Genomic DNA, 25,118 nt, shown 5'->3' on the forward strand with positions numbered 1-25,118 from the left:
AACCCTACTGCGTAGTCCTACCCCATGTACCAGGCAGCGCATCGCGACCTCAGGTTCTGCGTCGTGACTACGGTTTCCCTGCATACTGCACCGGTTCGCGGCCGAGGATGCCCACGAACCCTCTGGAGCGCACCATTGAGCGTTCCCATCCAGCTTCTCCGTTGACTCGTTCACACTTTCGGCAGTTGGGGTGCTGGTTCGACTGGATCGTCCTCAGAAGCCCGCACCCACCAGCGGCCATCGATAAACGCTCGGGGTCTCCCCTCGTGGGAGCCCTCATCAGCACGAACCACTCGAGCGGAAACAAATTCGCCTGGACCAGGTACGGGCAAACCGAGCTGGGCGGCGATGGTGCGATGCCCCTTGTACTGCCCGAGGATGATGATCCCTTCCGGACGGAGGTTAGACCGGGACCCGCCGTTTCCACGGACCCGCTTCATGTAATCGTCCTGCTGGGCAACCGTGGCCACCACCGCCCTCCGGATAGGGATTCCCTGGGCGCGTCGGAACAATTCATCGAGCTTCTTCGAGCCAGATTTGAGCGCGAAGATCGCCTCCACATCCCCTGGCGGCAGATGCAGCAGGGCGTTTACCGGTAGCTGAGCGTCTGAGAAGAGCCACCGCACAGATGCTTTCCCCTGCTTGTTCAGAGTGCGTTTGGCATCACGGTTACTTCCGCTGTTCAGCGAGCCCAAGTCCGCGCGGACCAACCCGGCCCACCAGCGCGAATCAACATCACTAGCCCATAGGACGAGGCAGAGTTTTCCAACCGCCTCCGGAGGGATCATCCACGAGCCACGGTTCTGGGAGTACTTGCAGTCGACCTCTATACCACAGATACGGTAGTCCAGCTCCTCACCTCCAGAAAACTTGAACTCCCGCTGGAGGTTGATCTCGACCAAGGTTCCGAAATGCGTCTTTTCGGTCTTGTGAAGCTGGTCCCACCGGTAACGCCCTGTGTTCTGACCGTCAAGCAGCATGTCGAAGGTGCCGCGCAGAGCTGAGGCGAACCGGAGACCATGCCGATCGAGATCTAGCAAGTGATGGAGGACCTGTTCGAGCTCAGAGTCTGCACTGGCAACGCCCGGCTGGTCGGGGGTATCAAAGAGGTGCACGTCACCAAACTAACGGTGTCCCGAACCAAGGAACACCAGTTATGTACTCAACTGTCTCAACTGCTCGGCACACGCTCCGACAGCTCCTTCCCCTGGCAGATGCACTCTCCCCCACCGCCGCTGGGTAGGGATCTTCAGCTCTACGAAGCGAAGGTCGGGGCGGTCGCGACCGATCAACTTCTCTGCCTGTGGCTTACGCCCTGAGCCGCCGTCCCTGAACGTTCCGTTCTTGATGTACAGAGACACCGAGATGTTCCCCAACCACGTGTCCGTCCGGTACAGCGCATCGGCCAGCGGGTGGAAGCGAACATCCAGTCCCAGTTCGCGGAAGCGAGAAATCACGTAGAGCTCGCGGATGAACGAGTAATAGAACAATCCGACCCTCCATCGCATGGCGTTCTTTGCTTGCTCCTCGGTGCAGCCATCACTAACGGCATCTCTAATCTTTTCCCAGGCCGGATCATGAAGCATATGACGACAGCGATCAAGCGCACACCAATCACGAAACTCTTGGAATGAGAAAACATCACCCCTCTCCTCAAGGAAGAAGTGGAACACGTGCGAAAAAGCGAAATCCGGAAACCAATCTCGAATCGACTTCACTCCATATCCCTGACTTGGTCGAATATTCCCGATGGCATGCTCTGAGTTTAGTGCAGAAATATCAGATGATCGGATCCCATAAACTACTTCCGTGCGGTGGCCCAAGACTCTTTCCGCCACATATGGCCTATTCATTACCCAATCATCCAATAACCTCTTCCCGGACCGAGAGCAAGCGAATTTTCGAAGAACATCATCAGCATCAGTAACAAGTGTTTGCTTCATCGGCAACCAACCCATCTTCGCCCGAGCGACAAATCTTGCCATACTACATCAATAAACCCGACCAATCCGCAAACGCGCAGGTAGAGCAGAGACACCTGCCCCACTGCCCTCCACTGTTCACACCAAGAAGCCCCAGAAGCACGACGGATCGGCGCTCTCAGATCGATTCACCTTGGCTGCGGGACTCCCAAAGGCAAGCAGATCGCGACAAAAGCGCTCGAACCATCCGACATAACCCGATAAGGTACGCTCCATGCCAGCCAACGGTGAGCGTACTTTCCCCTTCTCAGTCCTCCCTGAGAGCGACCTGCTTCTAGATGCCGTCTATAAGGGTGGGACAGCCGGAAACACTGGTGACGACCCCATCGCCCGCCTGATCAAAGTAGGGAACCAAGGCGGCTTCCGAACCATGGGCTCTCCTTGGAAGCAGTCAGTCAAGGTAGCTGTGCTGTACAGCTCCGGACGAGAGCCGGACTGGCCGGACGAGCTCGATGTCCAGACGGGACGCTTCACCTACTACGGGGACAACCGACGCCCTGGGGACGATCTTCACAACACTCCCAGGGGAGGCAACCTCCTCCTGCGGAACACCTTCGAGGCAGCCTCAGGAACTGCCAACGACCGAGACAAGATCCCTCCCTTCTTGCTCTTCCAGAAGGCGGGCCAAGGGCGGGACGTGCGGTTTCGAGGACTCTTGGCGCCCGGTGCTGAGGGCCTGTCCCCGGATGATGAACTAGTCGCGCTGTGGAGAAGCACACGCGGGAAGCGCTTCCAGAACTACCGTGCAGTCTTCACAGTCCTCGACACTGCTTCAGTCACCAAGGAATGGATCCGAGAGCTATCCACGGGTCTCACAACGGGTCCCCACGCCCCGGTCGAATGGCTGACCTGGGTCAAAGGACGTCAATACCAGCCGTTGACAGCACCTGCAACCGTGAATACACGCACCAAAGATGAGCAGGTCCCCGGACCTGAAGGACAGGCCTTCCTCGCGGAGATCACTGGACACTTCCATGGCCGCTGGCACGACTTCGAGGAGTGTGCCGTGGCTCTGTGGCGGATGCAGGCGCCTGCCACAGGCCAGTGCGAAGTCACACCACCGCACCGGGATGGCGGGCGTGACGCCATTGGGCAGTACATGCTTGGTCCTGCCGCTGACCCGGTGTCCGTTGAGTTCGCATTGGAGGCCAAGTGTTACAGCCCTTCTACATCCGTCGGTGTTCGGGATGTAGCACGGCTGATTTCACGACTCCGAAACCGCGAGTTCGGGGTGTTTGTAACCACCTCCCATTTCCATTCGCAGGCATACAAGGAAATTCGAGACGACCGCCACCCTGTCGTCCTCATATGCGGCAAGGACATCGCTGACCTTCTACAGGCTCGTGGTTTCAGTTCACCGGAATCAGTGAGACAATGGCTGCGAACGTCATTCCCTTGATTCGGTCCGCGGGATTAGAATGTAGTTCCATCTTTACTCCGGAGACAATGACAGCCAAACCTACCGCACAAGGCCGTACTCGGAGTGGCCGGAGTCGCCCTGCTCGTACACCTGTGCGCCAAAGCGCGGGTGAGGCAGGGAGAGGTGGCCGATCCGATCGTGACCACGCCGCGGAATCCGTGCTCTATCGGACGGAGCGACGGCGAACTTGTCCAGCCAACCCTGACCCAGGAGGCAGCCATAAAGGACAAGGTCGTTATCTAGATATCCATTCTTTCTGAGCTGTTTCAGCTTACTTGCGATCGACTCACGAGGAAGGGCTTTGAGATGTCTTTTCAAGCCTAGGCAACGTTCAATTCCGAAAACCGACCCGCCTCAGCCCTAGAGTCCGATTGGAACAGAAGCGAGCGACTGTGATGATCGACCACGCCGGCGTCACATCCCCGCAAGAGGCAAGATCAATGCTCGTTTTCGATTCAGAGTAAAGATGATATCGAGTAAATAATCCTCATTTCCATCGGAAATATATACTCAGCTCTCTGCCGGATGCATTGAATAGCGATGAGCCCCCTGCAACTGGGATACGCAGGGGGCTCCGTTAAATATTATGGAGGTCAGACTTCAGCCGGTGCCTTCTTGTGCCAGTCCGTGATCACCCTGGTCAAGTGCACGACGTTTTGCTGACGCATGATCGGGGCGGAGGCGTTCGGCTCGAAATCCTCGTTCGCAGCCGTGGTACGCCAAATGCTGGTCTCCGTAACCGGAACAATCATGTGCCTGTCGAGCCGCTTGAAGAACTCTTGGATGTCACCGTCCTCCACTCCCTCCTCCCTCAGGTTGCGGTAAACACCGCCGAGGACGCGGAGCATGCCCACCGATCCCAAAAGCGAGGACTCGCGCAACCTCATGGCCTTAGTGGGTGGCGCCTGCGGCTCGCCCTTCTTCTTCTCTGAGAGTGCGGGGTCGTAGTTATCCACGTCCTCCTCAGTGATCTCGGCGAGCGCGGCAAACGCGATAGAAACGACGTCCAGGAAACCGCGGACACTCTCGATGACCTCGTTGTCGGTCAGCGACTCGGCCTTCTTGCTAACTCTGCCACCTGGACCAGCGATGACGGCTCGCGTGATGTCGGCCACGTGCTTGGCACCCATCAGGTTGCGGTTGCTCAGAGTCATCCGGTCCCGCTCGATGTCGATCTTACCGAGGAAGAGGGGATGACTGACGATGTCGCTAATCGTGCGGTTAGCAATCCGGGAAGTGTCGAAGCGGGCACGGACAGCACCGGAAATACCCTTGGCGTTGTCTGCGACATCAACAAACATTTGCTGGCCACTGACGCCGTCTGGCTCTACATAGATGTCAATGCCGACGAACTCGTCCTTGAGTCGCTGCATTCGACCGACCATGGCCTCACGGTCCCGCTCCAGCTTCGCCTTCTTAGCATCTTTGGCGCGGTGCATTTCCCTGTCGATGCGGGAAACCTCGTCCGTGATGCGCTTTTTTTCCAGGTGGACCCCAAGGATGCGGTGCTGGCCGTCGATCGTGACCAGGCGCCCGATACCACCAATGGACCATGGGACGGTGAGATAGCCAACCGACTCGTCTTCGCTAATCGCCTCGAAGCGACAGCCACCGGTGTCACGAATGAGCAGGGCTGGGGCCACCCAACGAGGGTTATCTGTCAGGTACTGCCCAAAGCCTTTGGCGTGGTTGATATCCACCTTGCGGTTGTCCGGATCTGGTTTGGCCGGGTCCGGGATCGTGAGGATGACCGAGAGGTCAGCAAGCGGGATGCGCGTCGTGTAGACGGTCCGGCCGCCCTGGCTGGTACGTATCGCCAGGTAGGTGGACTCCTCACGCACGAGGGAAAGACGCGATGAATCGACGGTGATGCTCACAGATGAGATCCTTTTCGAGCAGTCAAGTTGCTATGCAACCCGGGAGGCAGGAAGACTGCACGATCTTCTCGCTATTCTCAAAGTTAGCGCGTTAGCCATCGATCAAGCAAGCGAAGCAGAAGACATGCCCGATAATCGGATATGTGAGCAGAATGTCCTAATCGGCGGACCCCGTGGCGCCGGATGCTGTTTAGAGAAAGGTTTTCTCCCTGGTGCTCACCAGACTCCTGCCGGAGTCTGCGGACTTCACCTGGGCGGTGCGGCGGAACGAGGACGCGGCCCGGGCCTGAACCGACCCGTTTGTTAACCTGCGCGCAGGTCACGCGGGAGCGTCCCGCACCGGACCCCAGCGAAGGCGAGAAGCATGGACCTGCCCGAACTCCTCGGCGCGCGCCGGATCCTCCAGGCCCCGATGGCCGGGGGGACGTCCACCCCGGCCATCGTCCACGCGGTGGATGGCGCGGGAGGCCTGGGCTTCCTGGCCGCCGGGTACCTGTCCGCGCAGGCGCTGACCGAGCGGATCGAGGAAGTCCGGGGCCTGGGAACCGCCGTGTTCGGCGTGAACGTCTTTGTCCCCTCCGGTTCCCCGGCCCCCGCTTTCCTGCTCGACGGCTACCGGACGGACCTCGCCGACGAGGCCCGGCGGCTCGGGGCCGAGGTCGGCCCGGCCACGTACGACGACGACGCCTGGGACGCCAAGATCGATCTGTTGGTGAGCTCCCCCGTTTCCGTCGTGAGCTTCACGTTCGGCTGCCCGTCGGCGGCAGTGCTGGAACGGCTGCGCGAGGCCGGTTCGGCCACGGTCGTCGCCGTGACCACCGTCGAGGAGGCCCGGACCGCCGTGAACCGGGGCGCCGACGGGGTGTGTGTCCAGGGCCTGGAGGCGGGAGGGCACCGCGCCGCCTTCGACCCCGCCGTGGCCGACGACCGACCGCTGGCGACCCTCCTGCCCGAGGTCGTGCGTGCCGTCGACGTGCCGGTGATCGCCGCCGGATCCATCATGACCGGCGAGGACGTCCACGCCGCCCTCGCCGACGGAGCCGACGCCGTCCAGGCGGGCACCGCCTTCCTCCGGTGCCCGGAGAGCGGCGCGCAGGCAGCGCACAAGGCCGCCCTGGCCGACCCCTCCTACACGGAGACCTCGCTCACCCGCGCCTTCACCGGTCGCCGCGCGCGCGGTCTCACCAACAGGTTCATGGCCGATCACCCGGCCGCGCCCGCCGCCTACCCCGAGGTGCACCACATGACCAGGACGCTGCGCGCCGCGGCGGCCCGCGCGGGTGACACCGGGGGCATGGCCCTGTGGGCGGGGACCGGGTTCCGCCAGGCGCGTGAGGTGCCCGCGGCGGATCTCGTCGCCGAGCTGCGCGACGCGGCCGGGCCCTTCTGAACCAGTGCGGGGTTCGGCGCGGCCGGTCGTCGGTGCGCGCAACCGGTGCCTCGAGCGGTACGGCCCGCCATCGGGACCGGTCGTGGCCGTCGTTGTGCTCGGCCGGAGGGCGGCGCGGCGCCTCCCTTCGCCGTCTAGGGCGCGGAGGCGCGGGACCACTGACGGGTGGTCCCGCTCCGCCTCCGCGCCCCCTGAGGCCCCGTGGATCAGCGGGCGCTGATGAGGACGTAGCGGCGCAGGGCCAGCGGGGCGAAGACGGCGATGATCACGGCCGAGGACAGCGCCGCGTACAGCACCGCGTTCTCCGCGGGCCAGCCGGTCGGCTGCGCCAGGCCCGGCGGCGGGGCGTTGCCGAACAGCTCCCTGGCGGCCGAGGCGACCGCCGTGACCGGGTTCCACTCCGCGACGACCCGCAGCGGCGCGGGCATGCCCTCGATGGAGACGAAGGCACCCGACACGAACGCGACCGGGAACAGCCAGACCAGGCCCAGGCTCTGGGCCACCTCGACGCTGCGGGCGGTCAGCGCGATGAAAACCCCGATCCAGGAGGTCGCGAAGGCGAAGAAGAGCAGGAGGGCCACGCCCAGGACCACCTCACTCGCCCCCGTGGTGACCCGCCATCCGATCAGGAGCCCGCACACGGCCGTGACCAGCAGCGACAGGGAACTCGTCGCCAGGTCCGAGAGGGTCCGGCCCAGGATGACGGCGATCCGGGACATGGGCAGCGACCGGTAGCGGTCGACGATGCCCTTCTGGAGGTCGTTGGCCAGCCCGACCGCCGTGAAGGACGAGTTGAACAGCAGGGTCTGCGCGAAGATGCCGCCGATCAGGAACTCCCGGTACTGCGCGCCGCCCAGGCTGCCGCCGAAGACGAAGGCGAGCAGCAGGACGAACATCACCGGCTGGATGACCCCCGCGACCATGGATCCCGGGGTGCGCACGACGTGGAGCAGGTTCCGGTGGGCGACGACCCCGCTGTCGCTCACCGATCTCATCAGCGCGTTCACCGCGACCCTCCCGCCAGTGAGGCGGGCTCGGCGGCCTCGCCCTCGTCACGTCCGGTCAGTTCCAGGAACACCTCGTCCAGGGTGGGGCGGCGCAGCGCCACCTCGACCACGGGGACACCGCCCCGTTGCAGCGCCGCCAGAGCCCCGGTCAGCGCCGACTGCCCCTCCGAGGTGCCCACCGAGAGCCGCCTGGCTCCCGGATCGGTCTCGGGTCGGCCGTTGCCGTGGTCCGCGACGATCCCCGCGGCCGAATCCAGGTCGGCGGCGTCGGCGAGGACGAAGTCCATCCGCGCCCCGCCCATGTGCTCCTTGAGGGCGTCCGCGCTGCCCCGGGCGATCACCGTTCCCTTGTCGATGACCACGATCGTGTCCGAGAGCTGGTCGGCCTCCTCCAGGTACTGCGTGGTCAGCAGGACCGTGGTCCCGTCCTCCACGAGGGTGGAGACGATCTCCCAGGTGTCCATGCGCCCGCGCGGGTCCAGGCCGGTCGTGGGTTCGTCGAGCACGACCACCTCGGGCCGGGCCACCAGGGCCCCGGCCAGGTCCAGGCGGCGGCGCATACCGCCCGAGTAGGCGCCCGACCGCTGGTCCGCGACGTCGGAGAGCCGGAAGCGCCGCAGCAGTTCCCGGGCGCGCTCGGCCGCCTGCGCGCGGTTCATCCCGTACAGACGGCCCACCATGCGCAGGTTCTCGAAACCGGTGAGCTTCTCGTCCACCGCCGCGTACTGGCCGGAGAGCCCGATGCTGCGGCGGACCGCGCCCGGGTCGGCCACCACGTCGTGACCGGCGACCCGGACCCGCCCGCCGTCCGGCCGGAGCAGGGTGGTCAGCACGCGGACGGTGGTGGTCTTGCCCGCCCCGTTGGGGCCGAGCAGCCCCAGGACGTGCCCGCGCGGCACGGCCAGGTCGATGCCCCGAAGCGCGCGGTGTCGCCCGAAGGACTTGGTCAGTCCCTCGACCTCGATGACATGGTCGTCCCCGTCCACGTCACTCCCTTCGTGGTTGGGGGCCCGGCCGCGCGGCCGGGCCCGGGGTTCTCAGGCGGCGTCGAGCTGGCGCACCCGGTGGGGCCGCATGTCGGTCCAGTTGGTGTCGATGTAGGAGAGGCACTCCTGGCGCTCGGCCGGACCGTGGCGCACGACCCAGCCGGCCGGGACCGGGACGAAGGCGGGCCACAGGGAGTGCTGGTCCTCGGCGTTGACCAGGACCAGGAAGGAGGCGTCGGTGTCGTCGAACGGGTTCTGCATGGCTGTGTGCCCTTCTGTGTTCGTGCGGCTCGTGATCACGGCCGCGGATTGTCGGTGGTTCGTGGGGGTCAGCGGCGGTGCGCCAGTGAGCGGGCCAGACGGTCGGCGACGACCGGTCCGATCACGGAGAGCGCCTCCGGTGTGGCCATGAGCGCGTGCGTGCACGTGACGTCCTGGTTGTCGATCCGGCCTTCGACGTAGGGCCGCCAGGTCCGGGCGAGGTCGACTCCGGGAACGCTGTCCAGCGTCGCGGTGAAGAAGAGGAGGTCTCCGTCGAAGACGGGCGGCCGTCCGTGGCGCAGCAGGGTCACCTGCCGGTCGAAGCCGAGGAGCATGGCCTCGACCGCCTCCTTGGAGAGTTCGCCGAGGGGGTCGCCGTGGCGCCGGAACACCGCGATGGCGTCCTCGGTCCGCGGTGCCTCGCCGAGGCCTTCGGCGTCCTCGGCGTAGCCGACGGCCCGGAGCAGGGCGACGAGGACCTCGGTGTCGTCGGTGAAGCCCTCCTCCGCGGACTGGCCGAACGGGTGCGAGTCCAGCAGGGCCAGCGTGGCCACCTCGTCGCCGGTCTCCTGGAGGTGTCCGGCGAGCGCGTGCGCGATGTTGCCTCCGAAGGACCAGCCCAGCAGGTGGTAGGGCCCTTCTGGCTGGATCTCGCGGATCCGCGCGGCGTAGTCCTCGGTGAGGGATCGCAGGTCGGTGGCGTGCTCGGTCCGGTCGCCGGGGCTGAGCCCCGGGGCCTGGAGCCCGTACACGGGGTGGTCGGCGCCGATGTGCCGCGCCAGCCCCGCGTAGGGCCAGGCGAGCCCTCCGGCGGGGTGCACGCAGAACAGCGGGGCGCCCTCGCCGGTGGGCCGGATCGGCAGGATCCGGCCGAGCCCGGTCTCGGTGGTCTCCCCGTCCGCCGCCTGGATGAGCCCGGCGACCGTGGGGTTCTGGAAGAGCATCGGCACCGTGACCTCCTGGCCCAGGGCGGCGCTGATCCGCCGCACGAGGCGCGCCGCGAGCAGGGAGTGCCCGCCCAGCTCGAAGAACCCGTCGTGCACCCCGACCCTCGGCAGGTCCAGGATCTCCGCGAACAGCGCGCACATGCGGATCTCGCGCCGTGTCCCGGGAACACCGGTCACCTGCGGTGCGTGCTCGGCGGGGTCCGGCAGGGCCGCGTTGTCGACCTTGCCGTTCACGGTCAGGGGCAGGGACTCCAGGCGGACGAACACCGCCGGGACCATGTACTCGGGAAGCCTGGCGGCCAGGTGTCGGCGCAGCTCGGCGTCGGTGGGGCCGGGGCGTACGAGCGGCACCGGGTAGGCCACGAGCCTGGCGTCGCCCGCCGCCGTGCGGCGCACCAGGACGGCGGCCTCGGCGACGCCGGGGTGGTCCACGAGCGTCGCCCTGATCTCCCCGGGTTCGATCCGAAAACCCCGGAGCTTGACCTGGTCGTCGGCGCGGCCGACGAACTCCAGCGTGCCGTCGGCGCGCCACCGCACGAGGTCTCCGGTCCGGTACATGCGCCCGCCCGCGGCGGCGAAGGGGTCGGCGACGAACCGCTCCCCCGTCATGCCGGGGCGGCTGCGGTACCCGCGAGCCAGCCCCGCTCCGGCGATGTAGAGCTCACCGAGCGCGCCCACGGGTGCGGGCTGGAGTCCGCCGTCGAGCACGTACACCCGGATGTTGCCCACCGGTCGGCCGATGGTCGGTCCGGCCTCGCCGCCGATGCCCGCGATGACGGCGTCCACCGTGGTCTCGGTGGGGCCGTAGAAGTTGTAGGCGCGCACGTCGGGGCGGCGGGTCAGGTCGTCCCAGAGGTCGGCGTCGACCGCCTCTCCGCCCAGGGCCACCACCGAGAGCGCGTCCGAGTGGTCGAGCACGCCCTCGGCGATCAGCCTGCGGGCGTAGCTGGGCGTGGTCTCGACGGAGTCCACGCGGTTGCGGGTCAGGTAGTCGGCGAGGCCGGAGGGGTCGCGGCGCACCGCGTCCTCCACCACGTGCAGCTCGTGCCCGTCGACCAGCCAGAGGATCGGGTCCCAGGAGGCGTCGAAGGCCACACCGGCGGTGTGCGCGACTCGGAGCTTGCGGCCCAGCTCCTCGCTGACCGGGGTGAACAGCTCCTCCTGGTGGCTCAGGAACAGGTTGACCAACGACCCGTGCTCGACCTCGACCCCCTTCGGCCTGCCGGTGGAGCCCGAGGTGTAGATGACGTACACGATGTCCGAGGCGGTGAGCGGGCGGACCCGTTCGCGGTCGGTAAGCGCGCCCGCGGTGGCGCAGTGGCAGTCGCCGTGCTTGTCGGTGATGGCGTCCACGTCGCGCACCAGCGGGGCGTCGGGGACCCGGTGGGCGAGCGAGGAGTCGGTGAGCACCAGCCCGGGCACGGCGTCCCCGATCATGGTGGCCAACCGCTCGTCCGGGTGGTCGGGGTCGAGGGGCAGGTACGCGGCGCCGCTCTTGAGCACGCCCAGGAGGCTCACGACCGTCTCCACCGAACGCTGGAGCAGGACGGCGACCACGTCGCCGGGCCCGTTGCCGAGCTTGACCAGCGAACGGGCCAGGCAGTTGGCGCGCCGTTCGAGGTCGGCGAAGCTGAGCCGCTCCTGCGCGCAGACCAGCGCGATCGCGTCGGGGGTGCGCCGGACCTGCTCCTCGAACAGCTCCACGACGGTCTCGACCGGAAGCTCCCTGAGCAGGCCGTGCCCGTCCGCCAGGAGTCCCTCCCGCTCCTCCCCGGAGAGGATCTCCAGGCGACCGAGACGGGCCTCGGGTGCCCGGGTGGCGGCGTCGAGCAGTCGGACGTAGCGCTCCACGAACAGCCGGGCCGTGCCGGGTTCGAACATGGCGCTGTTGTACTCCAGCGTGCCGGTGACACCGGCGGCGCCGCCCAGCGGACAGGTCTGCTCGGCCAGGTCGAAGGAGAGGTCGAACTTGGCACCCAGTGCCGGGGCGCCCGGTTCGGGGCGCACGTCCAGACCCGACAGCTCCATGGTGGGCGTCTCGTTGTTCTGGAGGGTCAGGGCCGTCTGGAACAGGGGATGGCGTCCGAGGGCACGGGAGGGGTTGAGCCGCTCCACGATCTGCTCGAAGGGCACCTCCTGGTCGTCGAAGGCGTCCAGGTCGGCGTCGCGCACCCGCGCCAGCAGCTCGGTGAAGGTCGGGTTGCCCGAGGTGTCGGTGCGCAGCGGGAGCGTGTTGACGAAGAACCCGACCAGTTCGTCCAGGGCGGGGTCGGTGCGCCCCGCGACGGGGCTGCCGATCACGATGTCGTCGCCCGCGCCCAGGCGGGTGTGCAGGGCGGCGAGTCCGGCCTGGAGGACCATGAACAGGCTCGTGGACGAGGACCGGGCCAACCGCACCAGGCGTTCGTGCAGGTCCGCGCCGATCTCCACCCCCGTGCTGGCGGAGGGCTGGGAGGCGCTGGCGGGGCGGGGCCTGTCGGAGGGCAGGCGCACCTCGTCCGGGGCGCCGGACAGGCGGCGTTCCCAGGCGTCGAGGCTGTGCCGGATCGCGCTCTCGGGGTCGCCGTCGTCGCCCAGGACCTCGCGCTGCCAGAGCGTGTAGTCCGCGTACTGCACCGGGAGGTCGCGGGCGAGGGCCGCGGTGCCGTGCACACGGGCCGTGTAGGCCATGGAGAGGTCGCGCGCCAGGGGCGCGGTCGACCATCCGTCACCGGCGATGTGGTGCAGGACCAGCAGCAGGACGTGCTCCCGGCCGATCCTGAACAGGTGGCCCCGCAGGGGCGTCTCGACGGCCAGGTCGAAGCCCCTGCCCGCCTCGCGGACCAGGGCCTGCCGCAGCTCCTCCTCGGAGGCGACCTCCACGCACTCGCTGCCCGGGGTGACCGCCTCGGGGGGCAGCACGTGCTGGAGGGGCTCGCCGTCGATGTCGGGGAAGACCGTTCGCAGGCTCTCGTGGCGCGCGGAGACGTCGCAGAGCGCCCCGCGCAGCGCCTCGGTGTCCAGCTCACCGGTGATCCGGACCGCCATCGGGAGGTTGTAGAGGGCCGCCGAGGTGTCCAACCGGTTGAGGAACCACAGCCTGCGCTGGGCGAAGGACAGCGGGACACGCGCGGGCCGGGGCACCGGTCGCAGCGGGGGCCTGGACTGGCGCCCTGTGCCGAGGGCCGCGGCCAGACCGGCGACGGTCGGTGCCTCGAAGAGCGTGCGGACCGCGACCTCGGCGCCGACCGTGTGACGGATGCGGGCCACCAGGCGGACCGCGAGGAGCGAGTGGCCGCCGAGGGCGAAGAAGTCGTCGTCGATGCCGACTTCGGGCACGTCCAGGACCTTGGCGAACAGCTCGCACAGGACGGTCTCGTCGCGGGTGCGCGGGCCGCGTCCACTGCCGGTGACGGCCTCGGGTTCGGGCAGCGCGGCCCGGTCCAGCTTGCCGTTGGGCGTCAGCGGGAGTTCGGGCAGCACCATGACCACCCCGGGCAGCATGGCGGCGGGGAGCCTGCGCGCCGCGTGGTCGCGGATCCCCCGGGTGTCGGGGCGTCCGCCCGGTCGTGCGGTGACGAAGGCGGCCAGCCGCGCGTCCCCGTCCCTGGTGCGGGTGAGCACCACGGCCGACTGGGCGACGTCGGGGTGTTCGGCCACGACGGCCTCGACCTCGCCGAGTTCGATCCGGTGGCCGCGCACCTTGACCTGTCCGTCGGCGCGGCCGACGTAGCGCAGCGCGCCGTCGGACCGACGGGTGACCAGGTCACCGGTGCGGTACATCCGGCTCCCGTCGGCGGCGAACGGGTCCGCGAGGAAGCGCTCGGCGGTCATCCCCGGGCGGCCGAGGTATCCGCGGGCGACCCCGGCTCCGCTGAGGTAGAGCTCGCCGACGACCCCTGCGGGGACCGGGCGGAGCCTGCCGTCCAGGACCCGGGCGCCGGTGTTGGCGATCGGCCTGCCGATCACCGGTTCGATCTCCTCGTCGGAACGGGCCGTGACGCTGTCGACGGTGCACTCGGTGGGCCCGTACAGGTTGTGCGCCGTCAGGCCGGGGACGTCGCGCAGTTCGTCCCAGAGCCGGGCGTCGACCGCCTCTCCGCCCAGGGCGAGCACGCGCGGCCCGGTGCCGCCGTCGAAGAGCCCCAGGGCCACGAGCTGCCTGGCGTAGGAGGGCGTCGTCTCGACCGCGTCGACCTCCCGCTCACGCAGGAGCGCGACGAGCTGTTCGGCGTCCCCCCTGACGGGGTCCTGGACGATGTGGAGTTCGTGGCCGTCCACCATCCACAGGAACGGGTCCCACGAGGCGTCGAAGGAGACCCCGGCCGTGTGCGCGACCCGCAGGGGTCGGCCAGCGGCGGCGACGGCCGGTCCGAACACGCGCTCCCGGTGCGAGTGGAGCAGGTTGGCCAGAGAGCGGTGCTCGACGACCACGCCCTTGGGGCGCCCGGTGGATCCGGAGGTGTAGACGACGTAGGCCGCGTCGCGGGGGCCCGGCCTGGCCGGAACCCGCAGCATCGGTGTGTCCAGCGGCAGCGCGTCGACGTACAGCACCGTGCTGTCGGCGGGAACGCGCGTCCGGTTCCCGGCCGTGGTGAGGACGTGCTCGGGCCGGGCGTCCGCGAACATGTGGTCGACCCGATCGCGCGGGTAGGAGGTGTCGACGGGCATGTGGGCGGCTCCGCTGCGGAGCACGCCCAGGAGCGCGACCGCCAGGTCGACCGAACGCGGCAGCACCGTCGCCACGGTCGTTCCGGGCCCGGCGCCCCGGTCGGCCAGGAGGCGGGCCAGGCTCTCGGCGCGGGCGTCCAGCTCCGCGAAGGTCAGCGAGTCGTCGCCCGCGACCACCGCGGTCCGGTCGGGAGTGCACAGGACCTGGGCCTCGAAGGCTTCCAGGATCGAGTCCGCGGCTCCGGAACGGTACGGTCCCGCCGAGCCCTCGTCCAGCTCCGCCCGCTCTCCGGGGAGGAGGAGCTCCGCCTCCTCGACGAGGGTGTCCGGGGCCTCGGCCAGGACCGAGAGCAGGTGCGTGAAGCGGTCGGCGACGGAGCGGGCGGTGTGCTCGTCGAAGAGGTCGGCGTCGTACTCCAGGTCGCCGAGGAGCCCTTCGGCGACGCCCCCGGACCCCAGGTGCTCCGTCAGGTTGAGGGTGAGGTCGAACTTGGCCTGCCGGGTGCCGACGCCCTCCTGCACGGTGGTGTCCAGGCCGCCCAGGGACGGCCGCTCGGCGCGGATGTTCTGGAGGGCGAGCATCACCTGGAAGAGCGGTGGCCGCGAGCCCGCGCGGGTCGGACGCAGCTCCTCGACCACGCGGTCGAAGGGGGCGTCCTGGTGGGCGAAACCGGAGAGGCAGGCCTGCCGGGACCGGATGACCAGGTCATCGAAGGTCGGATTGCCGGATGTCCGGGTCCGGATGACGACCGTGTTCACGAAGAAGCCGACGAGATCGTCGAGTTCGGCCTCCGTACGGCCCGCCGTGGGTGTGCCGACCGTCAGGTCGGAGCCCGCGCCCAGGCGGGAGAGCAGCGCGGTGAGCCCGGCGTTGAGCACCATGAACAGGCTGGCGCCGTGCTTGTCGCCGAGCCCGTTGAGGCGCTCGTGGAGTTCGGGTGACAGGCGCAGCGGGACCGAGCCGCCGCGGCCGCTGGACTGTTCGGGGCGGGCGCGGTCCACGGGCAGGACCGTCTCCTCCGGGGCCCCTCGCAGGGCCTCGCGCCAGTAGGCCAGCTGCCGGGAGAGCTCGCTCTCCGGGTCGTCGTCCCCGCCGAGCACCTCGTTCTGCCAGAGCGTGTAGTCGGCGTACTGGACCGGGAGGGGCGCCCAGTCCGGGGCCCGCCCCTGGGAGCGCGCGGAGTAGGCGTCGGCCAGGTCCCGGGCGAGCGGTCCCAGCGACCACCCGTCACCGGCGATGTGGTGCAGGACCAGCAGCAGGACGTGGTCACGGTCGTCGACCCGCAGGAGCCGGACCCGCAGCGGGGTCTCCACGGAGGTGTCCAGGCCCCGGCTCGCCTCGGCCGTGATCACCCGCTCCAGGTCGGGTTCGGGGCACGAGACGGCCGCGAAGTCGAGGGGGCTCTCGTGGGGTGCCAGGACGTGCTGGCGGGGCTCCTCCCCGTGCAGCGGGAACACGGTGCGCAGGGTCTCGTGGCGTTCCACCAGGTCGTCCAGAGCGGCGCGCAGTGCCCCGGTGTCCAGCTCGCCGCGCAGCCGGAGCGCGGCCGGGATGTTGTAGGCGCCGGAGTCGGGCGCGTACCTGTTGAGGAACCAGAGTCTGCGCTGGGTGTGCGACAGCGGCAGCACCTCGGGGCGCTCGCGCGGCTCCAGTCGCGGTCCGGTCACCGCCTCGTCCGGGAGCACCCTGGCCAGCCCGGCGACCGTGGGGTTCTCGAAGAGTTCGCGGATGGCGGGGGCCGCGCCGAACTCGGCGCGGATCCGGCCGATCAGGCGGGTGGCCAGCAGGGAGTGGCCGCCCAGGGCGAAGAAGTCGTCGTCCACGCCGACCCGCTCGACCCCGACCGCCTCGGCGAAGAGCTCGCAGAGCCTGCGCTCCCGCTCGTCGCGCGGCGCCCGGAGGGCCTCCGAGCCGCCGGAGGGCAGGGGCAGGGCGGCGCGGTCGAGCTTTCCGCTGGGGGTCAGCGGCAGCTCGGGGACCCGGACGGTCGCGGCGGGCACCATGAACGCGGGCAGCCGGTCCGAGGCGTGCGCACGGACCCTGTCCGTGTCGGAGGGGTCGTCGACGACCACGTAGGCCACCAGGCGGGTGTCCGCGCCCTCGCCGACGGCGATCACCGCGGTCTGGCGGACTCCGGGGCACTCCCGGACGACGGCCTCGACCTCGGCCGGTTCGACGCGCACCCCGCGTACCTTGACCTGGTCGTCGGCGCGGCCGAGGAAGCGCAGGGTGTGGTCGGGTCCCGGCGAGACGAGGTCGCCGGTGCGGTACATCCGGCTGCCGTCGGCGGCATGGGGGTCGGCCACGAACCGTTCGGCGGTGAGCACGGAACGGCCGAGGTAACCGCGCGCGAGGGACGCGCCCGAGACGTACAGCTCACCGGTGCCGCCCGGGGGGACGGGCCGGAGCCCCGAGTCCAGGACGTAGGCGCGGGAGTTGGCGACCGCGCCCCCGATGTGGGGGTGGCTCTCCGAGGTGACGGGTGCGGTCAGGCTGTCGACGGTGGTCTCGGTGGGGCCGTACAGGTTGTGCGCGCCGACGTGTTCCAGCGACGCGAGCGTGTTCCACAGGTCGGCGTCCACGGCCTCACCGCCCAGGGCGACGACCGTGGGGCCGCCGGGCTCGGCGAGCCCCTCGGCCAGGAGCGCGCGGGCGAAGGAGGGCGTGGTCTCGATGGCTTCCAGGCCCTGTTCGCGCAGGTGGGCCACGAGCCGCTGCGGGTCGCGGCGAACCTCGTCCTCGACCAGGTGGAGCTCGTGTCCGTCGACCATCCACAGGAAGGGGTCCCAGGAGGCGTCGAACGAGAGCCCCGCGGTGTGCGCCACCCGCAGCGCCCGTCCGTGGCGTTCGCGGGCGGGGGTGAAGACGAGTTCGCGGTGCGAGTGCAGGAGGTTGAGCAGGGATCGGTGCTCCACGGCGACGCCCTTGGGCGCGCCCGTGGAACCGGAGGTGTGGATGACGTAGGCGAGGTCCGCTCCGGTGGCGGGGCGGGGCCGGTCCGACGTGTGCGGACGCGGGCCCTCCTCGACGGCGGTCCTGGTGGCCGGGTCGTCCATCCGGACGGTCCTGGGGGTGTCCTCGGGCGCTTCGCCCGGGGTCCCGGACACGGTGTCGCCGTGGGTGAGCACGATGTCCGGCCGCGCGTCCCGGACCATCGCGGCCAGTCGGCCCGTGGGGTAGCCGGGGTCGAGGGGCAGGCACACGGCGCCGGCCTTGAGCACCGCCAGCTGGGCGACGGCGAGGTCGGTGTGGCGCCCCAGCCGGACTCCCACCACGCGCCCGGGGGCGGCGCCGAGCGCGACGAGGTGGTCGGCCCAGCGGTCGGACAGGGCGTCGAGGCGGGCGAAGGTGAGTCGGCCGTCCGGCGCGACGACCGCCGTGCTCGAAGGGAACCGGGAGGCGGTGATCGCGAACTCGTCCGCGACCGTGAGGTCGGGCAGCGCCCGCACCGGGCCGGCGCTCATGCTGGCCCCCGACCGCTCCTCCTCGTCGGAGCGGACGGCCAGGGTTCCCACCGGGGCGGAGGGGTCCTCGGCGATGGCCCGCATGACGGCGAACAGGCGGCTCTGGTGGTCGCCGAGCTCGTCGCGCGTGTACAGGTCCGGGCTGCCGTCGAAGTCGACGCGGATGTCCTGGGTCGCCCCGAGCCCGTGGAAGATGACGGACAGGTCCTCGACGGGCCCGACCGAGAGGTTGTGCGTGGTGGCCGGAAGCCCGGCGAAGACCAGCTCGCCCAGGGCCGGGATGATGTTCACCGACGGCCCGGTGAGGCGGCGACCGGGGTTCCCGCCGCGACGCAGGTCCTCGCTGCGGTAGCGCTGGTGCCGGAGCACCCGCCGGGTGTCCAGCGCCACCTGCCGCAGGAGTTCGGACACCGGCTGGGCGGGGGGGGCCCNGACACCGGCTGGTCGGGGCGGACCCGGACCCGCAGCGGAACGATGTTGGAGACCGCGGCCGGAACCGTCCGCGCGTGCGACGTGCGGCGAGTGGTGACCGGCAGGCCCAGGACGACGTCCCGGGCGCCGGTGAAGCGGTGGAGGTGGACGGCGGTGGCCGTGAGGACCGCGGTGGGCAGGCTGGTGCGCTGCCGGCGGGCGGCGGCCTGGAGTCCGGCGGCGGTCTCGCGCGGCAGGTGGTCGGTGACCCTGTGCAGGCTGGTGGGCATCCGCGGGGGCGTACCGGCCAGCCCCACCGCGTCGGGGGCGTCGGCCATGTACTCCGACCAGAAGCGGCCGTCGGTCTCCTCGGTGCCGTCCGCCCGGTAGTCGGCTTCCTCCTCCAGGAGTCGGCTCAGTGAACCGAAGGGGCTGGGCCCCGGCTCGGTCCCGGCGGCCAGGGCGTCGTGGACCTCGGCGACCCGGCCCAGGACCAGCATGGCCCCGTAGCCGTCCAGGAGCAGGTGGTGGACGCGCTGGTAGACGAAGTGGTGCTCCTCACCGAGCCGGAAGATCACCTCGGCGAACAGGGTCTCGCCCCGGACGTCCTGTGCCCGCGCGAGGTCGTCGCGCATCCACCGACGGGCGGACTCGGCGGGGTCGGGCTCGTCGGTGAGGTCCACGACGGTGGGCCACCAGTCCTCCGGTCGGCGGACCTCCTGCCAGGGTTCCCCGTCCTCCTCGCCGAAGCGCAGGTGGAGCGACTCGGTCTCCAGCACCGCCTGGCGCAGGGCGGCGCAGAGGACCGGCACGTCCAGCGGACCGTCCAACTCCAGGTACTCGGCGATGGCGTACACGGGGTTTCCCGGGTCCATCTGCTGCGCGTACCAGAGCCCGGTCTGGGCAGCCGTGAGCGGCAGTCGGCGGGTTCGGCCGGTGTTCGTCATCGAAGACCTTCCAATCGCGTCGGCGCCTCTGCCGAAGCAGCGGACGGGCCGCGGTTGCGGGGAATTGAATGCGTGTGTCCGGGGTGCCCCGGGCGGGGAACGGAGCACGCCAGCGGATCGGTCGCCCCAGGGAGGCCGGGATGACCGCTTTCAATAGCTTGTCTGTGATCACTGGTGATTCGTGGCGAAAGTTCGGAAGGATTGCGTGATGCACATCACACAAAGCAATCGGATACTTACTAAAAGCCATATTCCGGACAGGGCAAAGCGACCGGAGTGCACCACTCCGGCCACTTTGAAAGGGGTCGCTAGTTGTTGATCTGGTAGTTGCCGATGAAGATGGTGAGCAGTCCGCCGTCCCCGAACAGGCCCAGACCACCGAGCAGGCCACCCGAGGACGAGGAGGCCTCGGCCACGGGGGCCGCGGCGGCCTGAGCGGGTGCGACGGCGAGGCCAAGGACAGCGGTGGCGGCGAGGGCGGAGAGCAGGAGCGCGGAGACGCGTCGCCGAACTGACGTCATGACGGGGGTTCCCTTCGATGGTCGGACGGGGCCTTTCGCCGGTTGGACGAACCGCCCCTCACGGGACTATTCGTCACCGAGCGGCGGGGGTATTGGTCCGGTTCGCCATGAGTTATTCCGATCGCCTCGGCCGCGCCGCGCCTGGCGTCGGCGACCTCCGGCACACGGAACGCTCCCCGACAGCACCCACTCGGCCCCACTCGCCCCCGCCAGGAGGAACAGCTTTTTCTACCAGTTGGTAACAATTAACGGCGACGACTGGAGCGCCGAAGGCGGAACGCCCTAGGGTTCCGACATGGGTGTATTGCGGAAGCGTGTCCTTCTTCGTGTTTTTCTGGGCTTTGTCGCCACGGTCGCGTCTCTCGCACTGATCGCCTCGCTCCTGGGGGTCTGGGCGGTACGGCGCTCCTTCCCGACCACCTCCGGGGAGCTGACCCTCGCCGAACTCGGCGCGCCGGTCTCCGTGCTGCGGGACGAACGCGGCGTCGCCCACCTCTACGCCGACGACGCCGAGGACCTCTTCGTCGCCCAGGGGTTCACCCACGCCCAGGACCGGTTCTGGGAGATGGACTTCCGCAGGCACGTCACGGCGGGGCGCACCGCCGAACTCTTCGGCCCGGGCCAGGTGGAGACCGACATCTACCTGCGCACCATGGGCTGGCGCCGGGTCGCCGAGCAGGAGTACGACCTCCTGGAGGAGGACACCCAGCGCTACCTGGACGCCTACGCGGCCGGAGTGAACGCCTGGATCGACGACAACCAGGGGCTCTCGGCCAGCCTGGAGTACGGCCTCCTCGGGATCACCGCGGACGACTACACCGTGGAGCCCTGGACGCCCACGGACAGCCTCGCGTGGCTGAAGGCCATGGCCTGGGACCTCGGCGGCAACCTCCAGGACGAGACGCAGCGGGCCCTGCTCCTCGCCGACGGCCTCGACGAGGAGCAGATCGAGGAGCTCTACCCCGCCTACCCGACCGAGAAGCACGCGACCATCACGGCCACCGAGGAGCACAACGGGTCCGGCACCGAAGCCGACCTGGGCCGCGCACCCGACCTGCCCGAGGAGGCCCTCTCGGCGCTCGGCGGGCTCTCCGGCGTGCACGACGCCATCCCGGACCTCCTCGGCCCCTCCGACGACCCCGACCTCGGATCCAACTCCTGGGTCGTGTCCGGTGAGCACACCGAGACCGGTCTTCCGCTGCTCACCAACGACCCCCACCTGGGCGCCTCGATGCCGTCCACCTGGTACCAGATGGGACTGCACTGCACGGAGCTCACCGAGGAGTGCCCCTTCGACACCAGCGGGTTCAGCTTCTCGGGCCTGCCCGGCGTGGTGATCGGCCAGAACGAGTCCATCGCCTGGGGCTTCACCAACCTCAACCCGGACGTCATGGACCTCTACCTGGAGCGGGTGGAGGGCGACGACTACGTGGTGGACGGGGAGAGGCGCCCCCTGGAGATCATCGAGGAGACCATCGCGGTCTCCGGCGGCCAGGACCTCGAACTCACCGTCCGCTCCACCCACAGGGGCCCGATCCTGTCGACCACGTCCGCGGGGTCGAACCTGCGGCGGATCGGCGAGAACCCCCGTGAGGGGGACGACGCCCCCTACCAGGTGTCCCTGCGCTGGACCGCGCTCCAGCCGGGCACCACCGCCGACGCGATCTTCTCCATGAACCGCGCCCGTGACTGGGACACCTTCCGCGAGGCCGCGAGCAGGTTCGACGTCCCCTCGCAGAACCTCGTCTACGCGGACAACGAGGGCAACATCGGCTACCAGGCTCCGGGGCTGGTCCCGGTCCGGGGCAAGGGCGACGGCCGCTGGCCCGCCCCCGGCTGGGACTCCGACTACGACTGGGAGGACGAGTTCCTGCCCTTCGACGAGCTGCCCAGCGTGTACAACCCGGAGTCCGGGGTGATCGTCACCGCGAACGAGTCGGTCGTGGACGAGGACTACGAGCACTTCCTGACCTCGGACTGGAACTACGGCTACCGGGGCCAGCGGATCAACGACCTCCTGGACGAAGCGATCGCGGACGGCCCCGTGGGTGTCGCGGACATGGAGCGGATCCTCGTGGACTCCCTCCACACCAGCGCCCTCGAAGTCACTCCGTACCTGCTGGACACGCCGGTCGAGGGAGCCACCGCCGAGGCGCGCGAACTCCTCGTCGACTGGGACCACCGCAACGAACCCGACTCCGCCGCGGCCGCGTTCTACAACGCGACCTGGCGCCAGCTCCTCCCCCTGCTCTTCGACGAACTCGGGGAACGCGGCATGGACGGCCGCTCACGCGGGATGCACGTGGTCTCCCAGCTGCTGGAGGACCCCGACTCGGCCTGGTGGGAGGGCCGGGACGCCAGCGGACGGGAGGAGGTCCTGGCCGCGGCGATGGACGCCGCCGTGGAGGAGCTCAACGAACTGCTCGGCGACGACCCGGCCGACTGGCGCTGGGGCGACCTGCACACCCTCACCGCGACGCACGAGTCCTTCGGGACCTCGGGGATCGGCCCGGTGGAGTGGCTGTTCAACCGCGGCCCCGTGGAGAGCGCGGGCGGCTCCGACCTGGTCAACGCCACCGGTTGGAACACGTCGGAGGGCTACGGCATCACCACGGTCCCGTCGATGCGCATGGTCGTGGACCTGGCCGACCGGGACTCCTCCACGTGGATCCACCTCACCGGCAACTCCGGCCACGCCTTCCACCCGAACTACGACGACCAGCTGGAACTGTGGGCGGAGGGCGCGACGCTCCCCTGGGCGGTGACCGAGGAGGCGGTCCGCGAGGCCACCGAGGACGAGCTCACCCTCGTCCCGTGACTCCCGGCCCCGGAGACGTCCGGAACCGTTCTCCGGGGCCTCCCGCTAGAGCGGGAACGACGTGCCGGTCATCTCCTCGGACAGGTCCCACAGCCGCCGGGCCATCTCGGTGTCGCGCGCGGCGGCGCTTCTCCCGGACGGGCCGGGCGCCCCGTTCACGAACAGACCGGTGGGTCCGGCGAAGAACGCTCCGGGGACGTCCTGCGTGGCGGCGTGGACCGTGGGCAGTGCCCCGCTGTACGCGCTCTGGGCGAAGATCCGGTTGCCGATCCGCAGGAGCCCGTCCTGGAGTGCGTTCTCGCTACGGCCCTGGAGGTTGGTGGCGGCGTAGCCGGGGTGCGCGGCGGTCGCCAGCACCGGCGAACCGGCGTCGTCGAGCCTGCGCTGGAGTTCCAGGGTGAACAGGAGGTTGGCCAGCTTGGACTGTCCGTAGGCCCGGTAGGGCGTGTAGCGGCCCTCCAGGTTGGGGTTGTCGAAGTCGATCCGGTTGACCGAACGGTGCAGGCCGGAGGAGACGGTGACCACGCGTCCCGTGACGTGTTCGAGGAGGAGGTTGGTGAGGGCGAAGTGGCCCAGGTGGTTGACGCCGAACTGGGTCTCGAAGCCGTCACTGGTGCGGGACTCGGGGATCGCCATGAGTCCCGCGTTGTTGATCAGGAGTTCGAGGTCGCCCCGCCAACCGTCGGCGAACTCGCGGACCGAGGCCAGGTCGGCGAGGTCGAGGCGGCGGACCTCCGTGGTGCCCGGGATTCCGGCGGCGGCTCGTTCCCCCTTGGCGGTGTCGCGGACCGCCAACACCACGCGGGCGCCGCGTCCGGCCAGGATCCTGGCGGTCTCCAGGCCGAGTCCGCTGTTGGCGCCGGTGATGACGGCGGTCCTGCCGGTCAGGTCGGGCAGGCTCACGCTGGTTCTGCTCATGTCCCCAAAGTAGGGAGCACTCTCGAAGTTGTCAATGACAACAATGCTGTCATCGCAAACATCGGACTATGCTGGCAGCATGCCTGACCGCCCCTACCACCACGGCGACCTCCGCTCCACCCTGTTGAGCAGCGCCGAACGCACCCTGGCCCAGCGCGGCCCCGGGGCCCTCTCCCTGCGCGAACTCGCCCGCGAGGCCGGTGTCAGCCACGCGGCCCCCGGCCGACACTTCAAGGACAAGCAGGCCCTGCTCGACGCGCTCGCCCTCAACGGTTTCCGGCGACTCCAGGCCTCACTCGAACGCGCCAAGGCGGAGCAGGACCGCGCCGGGTCGGACACCGGCGACTACCTCCTGGGGCTGGCCCGCGCCTACGTGGGCTTCGCGATGGCCAACGCGGCCCTGCTGGAACTGATGTACGCGCGCAAGCACGACAGCGACGTCTCCGACCAACTCGCCGCCGCCGTCGGGGACATGATCGCCGTCGTCCTGGACGCCATCTCCGAGGGGCAGCGCGCGGGGGAGATCGTCGAGGGCGACCCCACGGCCATCGCCTTCACCGTGGCCTCCACCCTGCACGGGTTCGCCTCGTTCAGCGGCGACGAGAACACCGAGAACGTCGACGAGGCCCTGCGGAACGTGGTCCGGCTCCTGATGACCGGCCTCAGCCCCCGCTGAACCGGTCCGTCCGGCGGAGGCCTCCGTTCGGGAGGCCTCCGTCAGGGTCAGTCGCCGTACTCGCCGTGCAGACGCCACCACGCGTACGGCTCGCTCCGGGGGACCCCCTCCGGGCTGTCCTCCCACAGCTCCTGACGGCCCAGCGGGGTGAGGTCGAGCAGGCTCCAGTTGGTGCCCAGCCTCTCCACGCCCCGACCCTGGGTGAAGTAGGTCCGGTACACGCTGGAGCCGTCCCGGATGAACACGCTCAGCCCGAAGTTCTCGCCGCCGTCCACGGTGACACCCATGTCCTCGTTGAAGCGGCCGCCGAAGGACGAGTACCAGGGCACCGTCCATCCCATCCGCTCGCGCACGGCCGCGATCTCCGGGTAGGGGGCCCGGGACACCACGGCGAGCGTGGTGTCCCGGGCGTTGAGGTGCTCCGGGTGACCCAGGTTGTCCACGAACATGGAGCAGCCCTCGCACTGGTGGTCGGAACCGGGCGCGAGCATGAAGTGGTAGACGATCAGCTGTCGGCGCCCCTCGAAGAGATCGGTCAGGGAGTACTCCCCGCCCGGACCCTCGAACACGTGGTCCCCGCCGATCCGGTACCCGGGCTGCCTCCTGCGCTCGGCCGCGAGCCGGTCCTGGGCGCGGGTCAGCTCCTTCTCCTTGGCGATCAGGTCCTCATGGGCCCTCTGCCACTCGGTCTCCGTGACCGCGTCGGGCGTGTACATGGCTTCCTCCTCGGGCGCTTCGGCGGGGCCGCTGAGGTGTGGAAGGCCACCACCGTGCCCTCCACGGTGCCATCGCCGTACGACGTTCGGCCGCACGCTCGACCGAAGGGTCGTCGTGTCGGGCCG

14 protein-coding genes and 1 pseudogene are annotated in these 25,118 nt (G+C 69.3%); 4 read left to right on the forward strand and 11 right to left on the reverse strand.

The genetic code is table 11. The features are described from left to right. Positions 1-170: 170 nt before the first annotated feature. Together D452_RS29570 and D452_RS30325 are read right to left on the reverse strand one after the other, a co-directional pair. The gene (locus tag D452_RS29570) at positions 171-1,115 is read right to left on the reverse strand and encodes a NaeI family type II restriction endonuclease (protein ID WP_083927490.1); all 945 of its coding nucleotides are present in this window, start codon (positions 1,113-1,115) and stop codon (positions 171-173) included. Positions 1,116-1,154: 39 nt separating this feature from the next. Continuing rightward, positions 1,155-1,718 carry a hypothetical protein gene (locus D452_RS30325; RefSeq protein ID WP_152498563.1) on the reverse strand — a complete coding sequence of 188 codons (564 nt, stop codon included), beginning with the start codon at positions 1,716-1,718 and terminating at the stop codon, positions 1,155-1,157. Between the two features lie 478 nt (positions 1,719-2,196). Between D452_RS30325 and D452_RS29575 the strand changes: the two genes are divergently transcribed. Continuing rightward, positions 2,197-3,381 carry a restriction endonuclease gene (locus D452_RS29575; protein ID WP_083927491.1) on the forward strand — a complete coding sequence of 395 codons (1,185 nt, stop codon included), beginning with the start codon at positions 2,197-2,199 and terminating at the stop codon, positions 3,379-3,381. Positions 3,382-3,995: 614 nt separating this feature from the next. Here the strand turns inward: D452_RS29575 and D452_RS0110530 are convergent. After that, on the reverse strand, positions 3,996-5,279 hold the full coding sequence (locus D452_RS0110530; RefSeq protein ID WP_017544113.1) for a DNA sulfur modification protein DndB: 1,284 nt from the start codon (positions 5,277-5,279) through the stop codon (positions 3,996-3,998). Between the two features lie 364 nt (positions 5,280-5,643). Here D452_RS0110530 and D452_RS0110535 point away from each other — a divergent pair, with 364 nt between their 5' ends. Further along, positions 5,644-6,669 carry a nitronate monooxygenase gene (locus D452_RS0110535; RefSeq protein WP_017544114.1) on the forward strand — a complete coding sequence of 342 codons (1,026 nt, stop codon included), beginning with the start codon at positions 5,644-5,646 and terminating at the stop codon, positions 6,667-6,669. Positions 6,670-6,875: 206 nt separating this feature from the next. On the opposite strand, the gene D452_RS0110540 is transcribed toward D452_RS0110535, so the two are convergent. From D452_RS0110540 to D452_RS0110560, 6 genes and pseudogenes are all read right to left on the reverse strand, one after another. Then, complete coding sequence (locus tag D452_RS0110540) at positions 6,876-7,676, reverse strand: ABC transporter permease (protein WP_017544115.1); 801 nt, start codon at positions 7,674-7,676, stop codon at positions 6,876-6,878. Further along, positions 7,673-8,662, reverse strand: a complete 990-nt coding sequence (locus D452_RS0110545) for a daunorubicin resistance protein DrrA family ABC transporter ATP-binding protein (RefSeq protein WP_017544116.1) — start codon at positions 8,660-8,662, stop codon at positions 7,673-7,675. The genes D452_RS0110540 and D452_RS0110545 overlap by 4 nt, the downstream gene beginning before the upstream one ends. A gap of 51 nt (positions 8,663-8,713) precedes the next feature. Further along, a complete protein-coding gene (locus D452_RS0110550; RefSeq protein WP_017544117.1) occupies positions 8,714-8,923 on the reverse strand; it encodes an MbtH family protein in 210 nt (69 codons plus the stop codon). Between the two features lie 68 nt (positions 8,924-8,991). Next, complete coding sequence (locus tag D452_RS28070; protein WP_017544118.1) at positions 8,992-18,396, reverse strand: non-ribosomal peptide synthetase; 9,405 nt, start codon at positions 18,394-18,396, stop codon at positions 8,992-8,994. Positions 18,397-18,434: 38 nt separating this feature from the next. Continuing rightward, a pseudogene (locus tag D452_RS31355) lies at positions 18,435-19,343 on the reverse strand (condensation domain-containing protein); the annotation flags it as partial. Between the two features lie 308 nt (positions 19,344-19,651). Next, positions 19,652-19,864, reverse strand: coding sequence for a hypothetical protein (locus D452_RS0110560; RefSeq protein ID WP_017544119.1), 213 nt, complete (start codon positions 19,862-19,864; stop codon positions 19,652-19,654). Positions 19,865-20,159: 295 nt separating this feature from the next. On the opposite strand from D452_RS0110560, the gene D452_RS0110565 reads away from it, so the two are divergent. Further along, positions 20,160-22,682, forward strand: a complete 2,523-nt coding sequence (locus tag D452_RS0110565; RefSeq protein ID WP_083927492.1) for a penicillin acylase family protein — start codon at positions 20,160-20,162, stop codon at positions 22,680-22,682. 45 nt (positions 22,683-22,727) lie between these two features. On the opposite strand, the gene D452_RS0110570 is transcribed toward D452_RS0110565, so the two are convergent. Next, a complete protein-coding gene (locus tag D452_RS0110570; protein WP_026129173.1) occupies positions 22,728-23,600 on the reverse strand; it encodes an oxidoreductase in 873 nt (290 codons plus the stop codon). Between the two features lie 79 nt (positions 23,601-23,679). Between D452_RS0110570 and D452_RS0110575 the strand changes: the two genes are divergently transcribed. Further along, a complete protein-coding gene (locus D452_RS0110575; RefSeq protein ID WP_017544122.1) occupies positions 23,680-24,276 on the forward strand; it encodes a TetR/AcrR family transcriptional regulator in 597 nt (198 codons plus the stop codon). 47 nt (positions 24,277-24,323) lie between these two features. On the opposite strand, the gene D452_RS0110580 is transcribed toward D452_RS0110575, so the two are convergent. Further along, positions 24,324-24,992 (reverse strand): DUF899 domain-containing protein, encoded by a 669-nt coding sequence (locus D452_RS0110580; protein WP_017544123.1) that lies wholly within the window; start codon positions 24,990-24,992, stop codon positions 24,324-24,326. Between the last annotated feature and the right edge of the window lie 126 nt (positions 24,993-25,118).

Origin of the sequence: Nocardiopsis prasina DSM 43845, from assembly GCF_000341265.1 — a bacterium.
Lineage (GTDB): Bacteria > Actinomycetota > Actinomycetes > Streptosporangiales > Streptosporangiaceae > Nocardiopsis > Nocardiopsis prasina.

Coding starts and splice junctions, on each gene's coding strand:
- D452_RS0110550 (WP_017544117.1), bottom strand. CDS start 8,923: ATGCAGAACCCGTTCGACGACACCGACGCCTCCTTCCTGGTCCTGGTC.
- D452_RS0110570 (WP_026129173.1), bottom strand. CDS start 23,600: ATGAGCAGAACCAGCGTGAGCCTGCCCGACCTGACCGGCAGGACCGCC.
- D452_RS0110580 (WP_017544123.1), bottom strand. CDS start 24,992: ATGTACACGCCCGACGCGGTCACGGAGACCGAGTGGCAGAGGGCCCAT.
- D452_RS29575 (WP_083927491.1), top strand. CDS start 2,197: ATGCCAGCCAACGGTGAGCGTACTTTCCCCTTCTCAGTCCTCCCTGAG.
- D452_RS0110575 (WP_017544122.1), top strand. CDS start 23,680: ATGCCTGACCGCCCCTACCACCACGGCGACCTCCGCTCCACCCTGTTG.
- D452_RS0110535 (WP_017544114.1), top strand. CDS start 5,644: ATGGACCTGCCCGAACTCCTCGGCGCGCGCCGGATCCTCCAGGCCCCG.
- D452_RS0110560 (WP_017544119.1), bottom strand. CDS start 19,864: ATGACGTCAGTTCGGCGACGCGTCTCCGCGCTCCTGCTCTCCGCCCTC.
- D452_RS0110565 (WP_083927492.1), top strand. CDS start 20,160: ATGGGTGTATTGCGGAAGCGTGTCCTTCTTCGTGTTTTTCTGGGCTTT.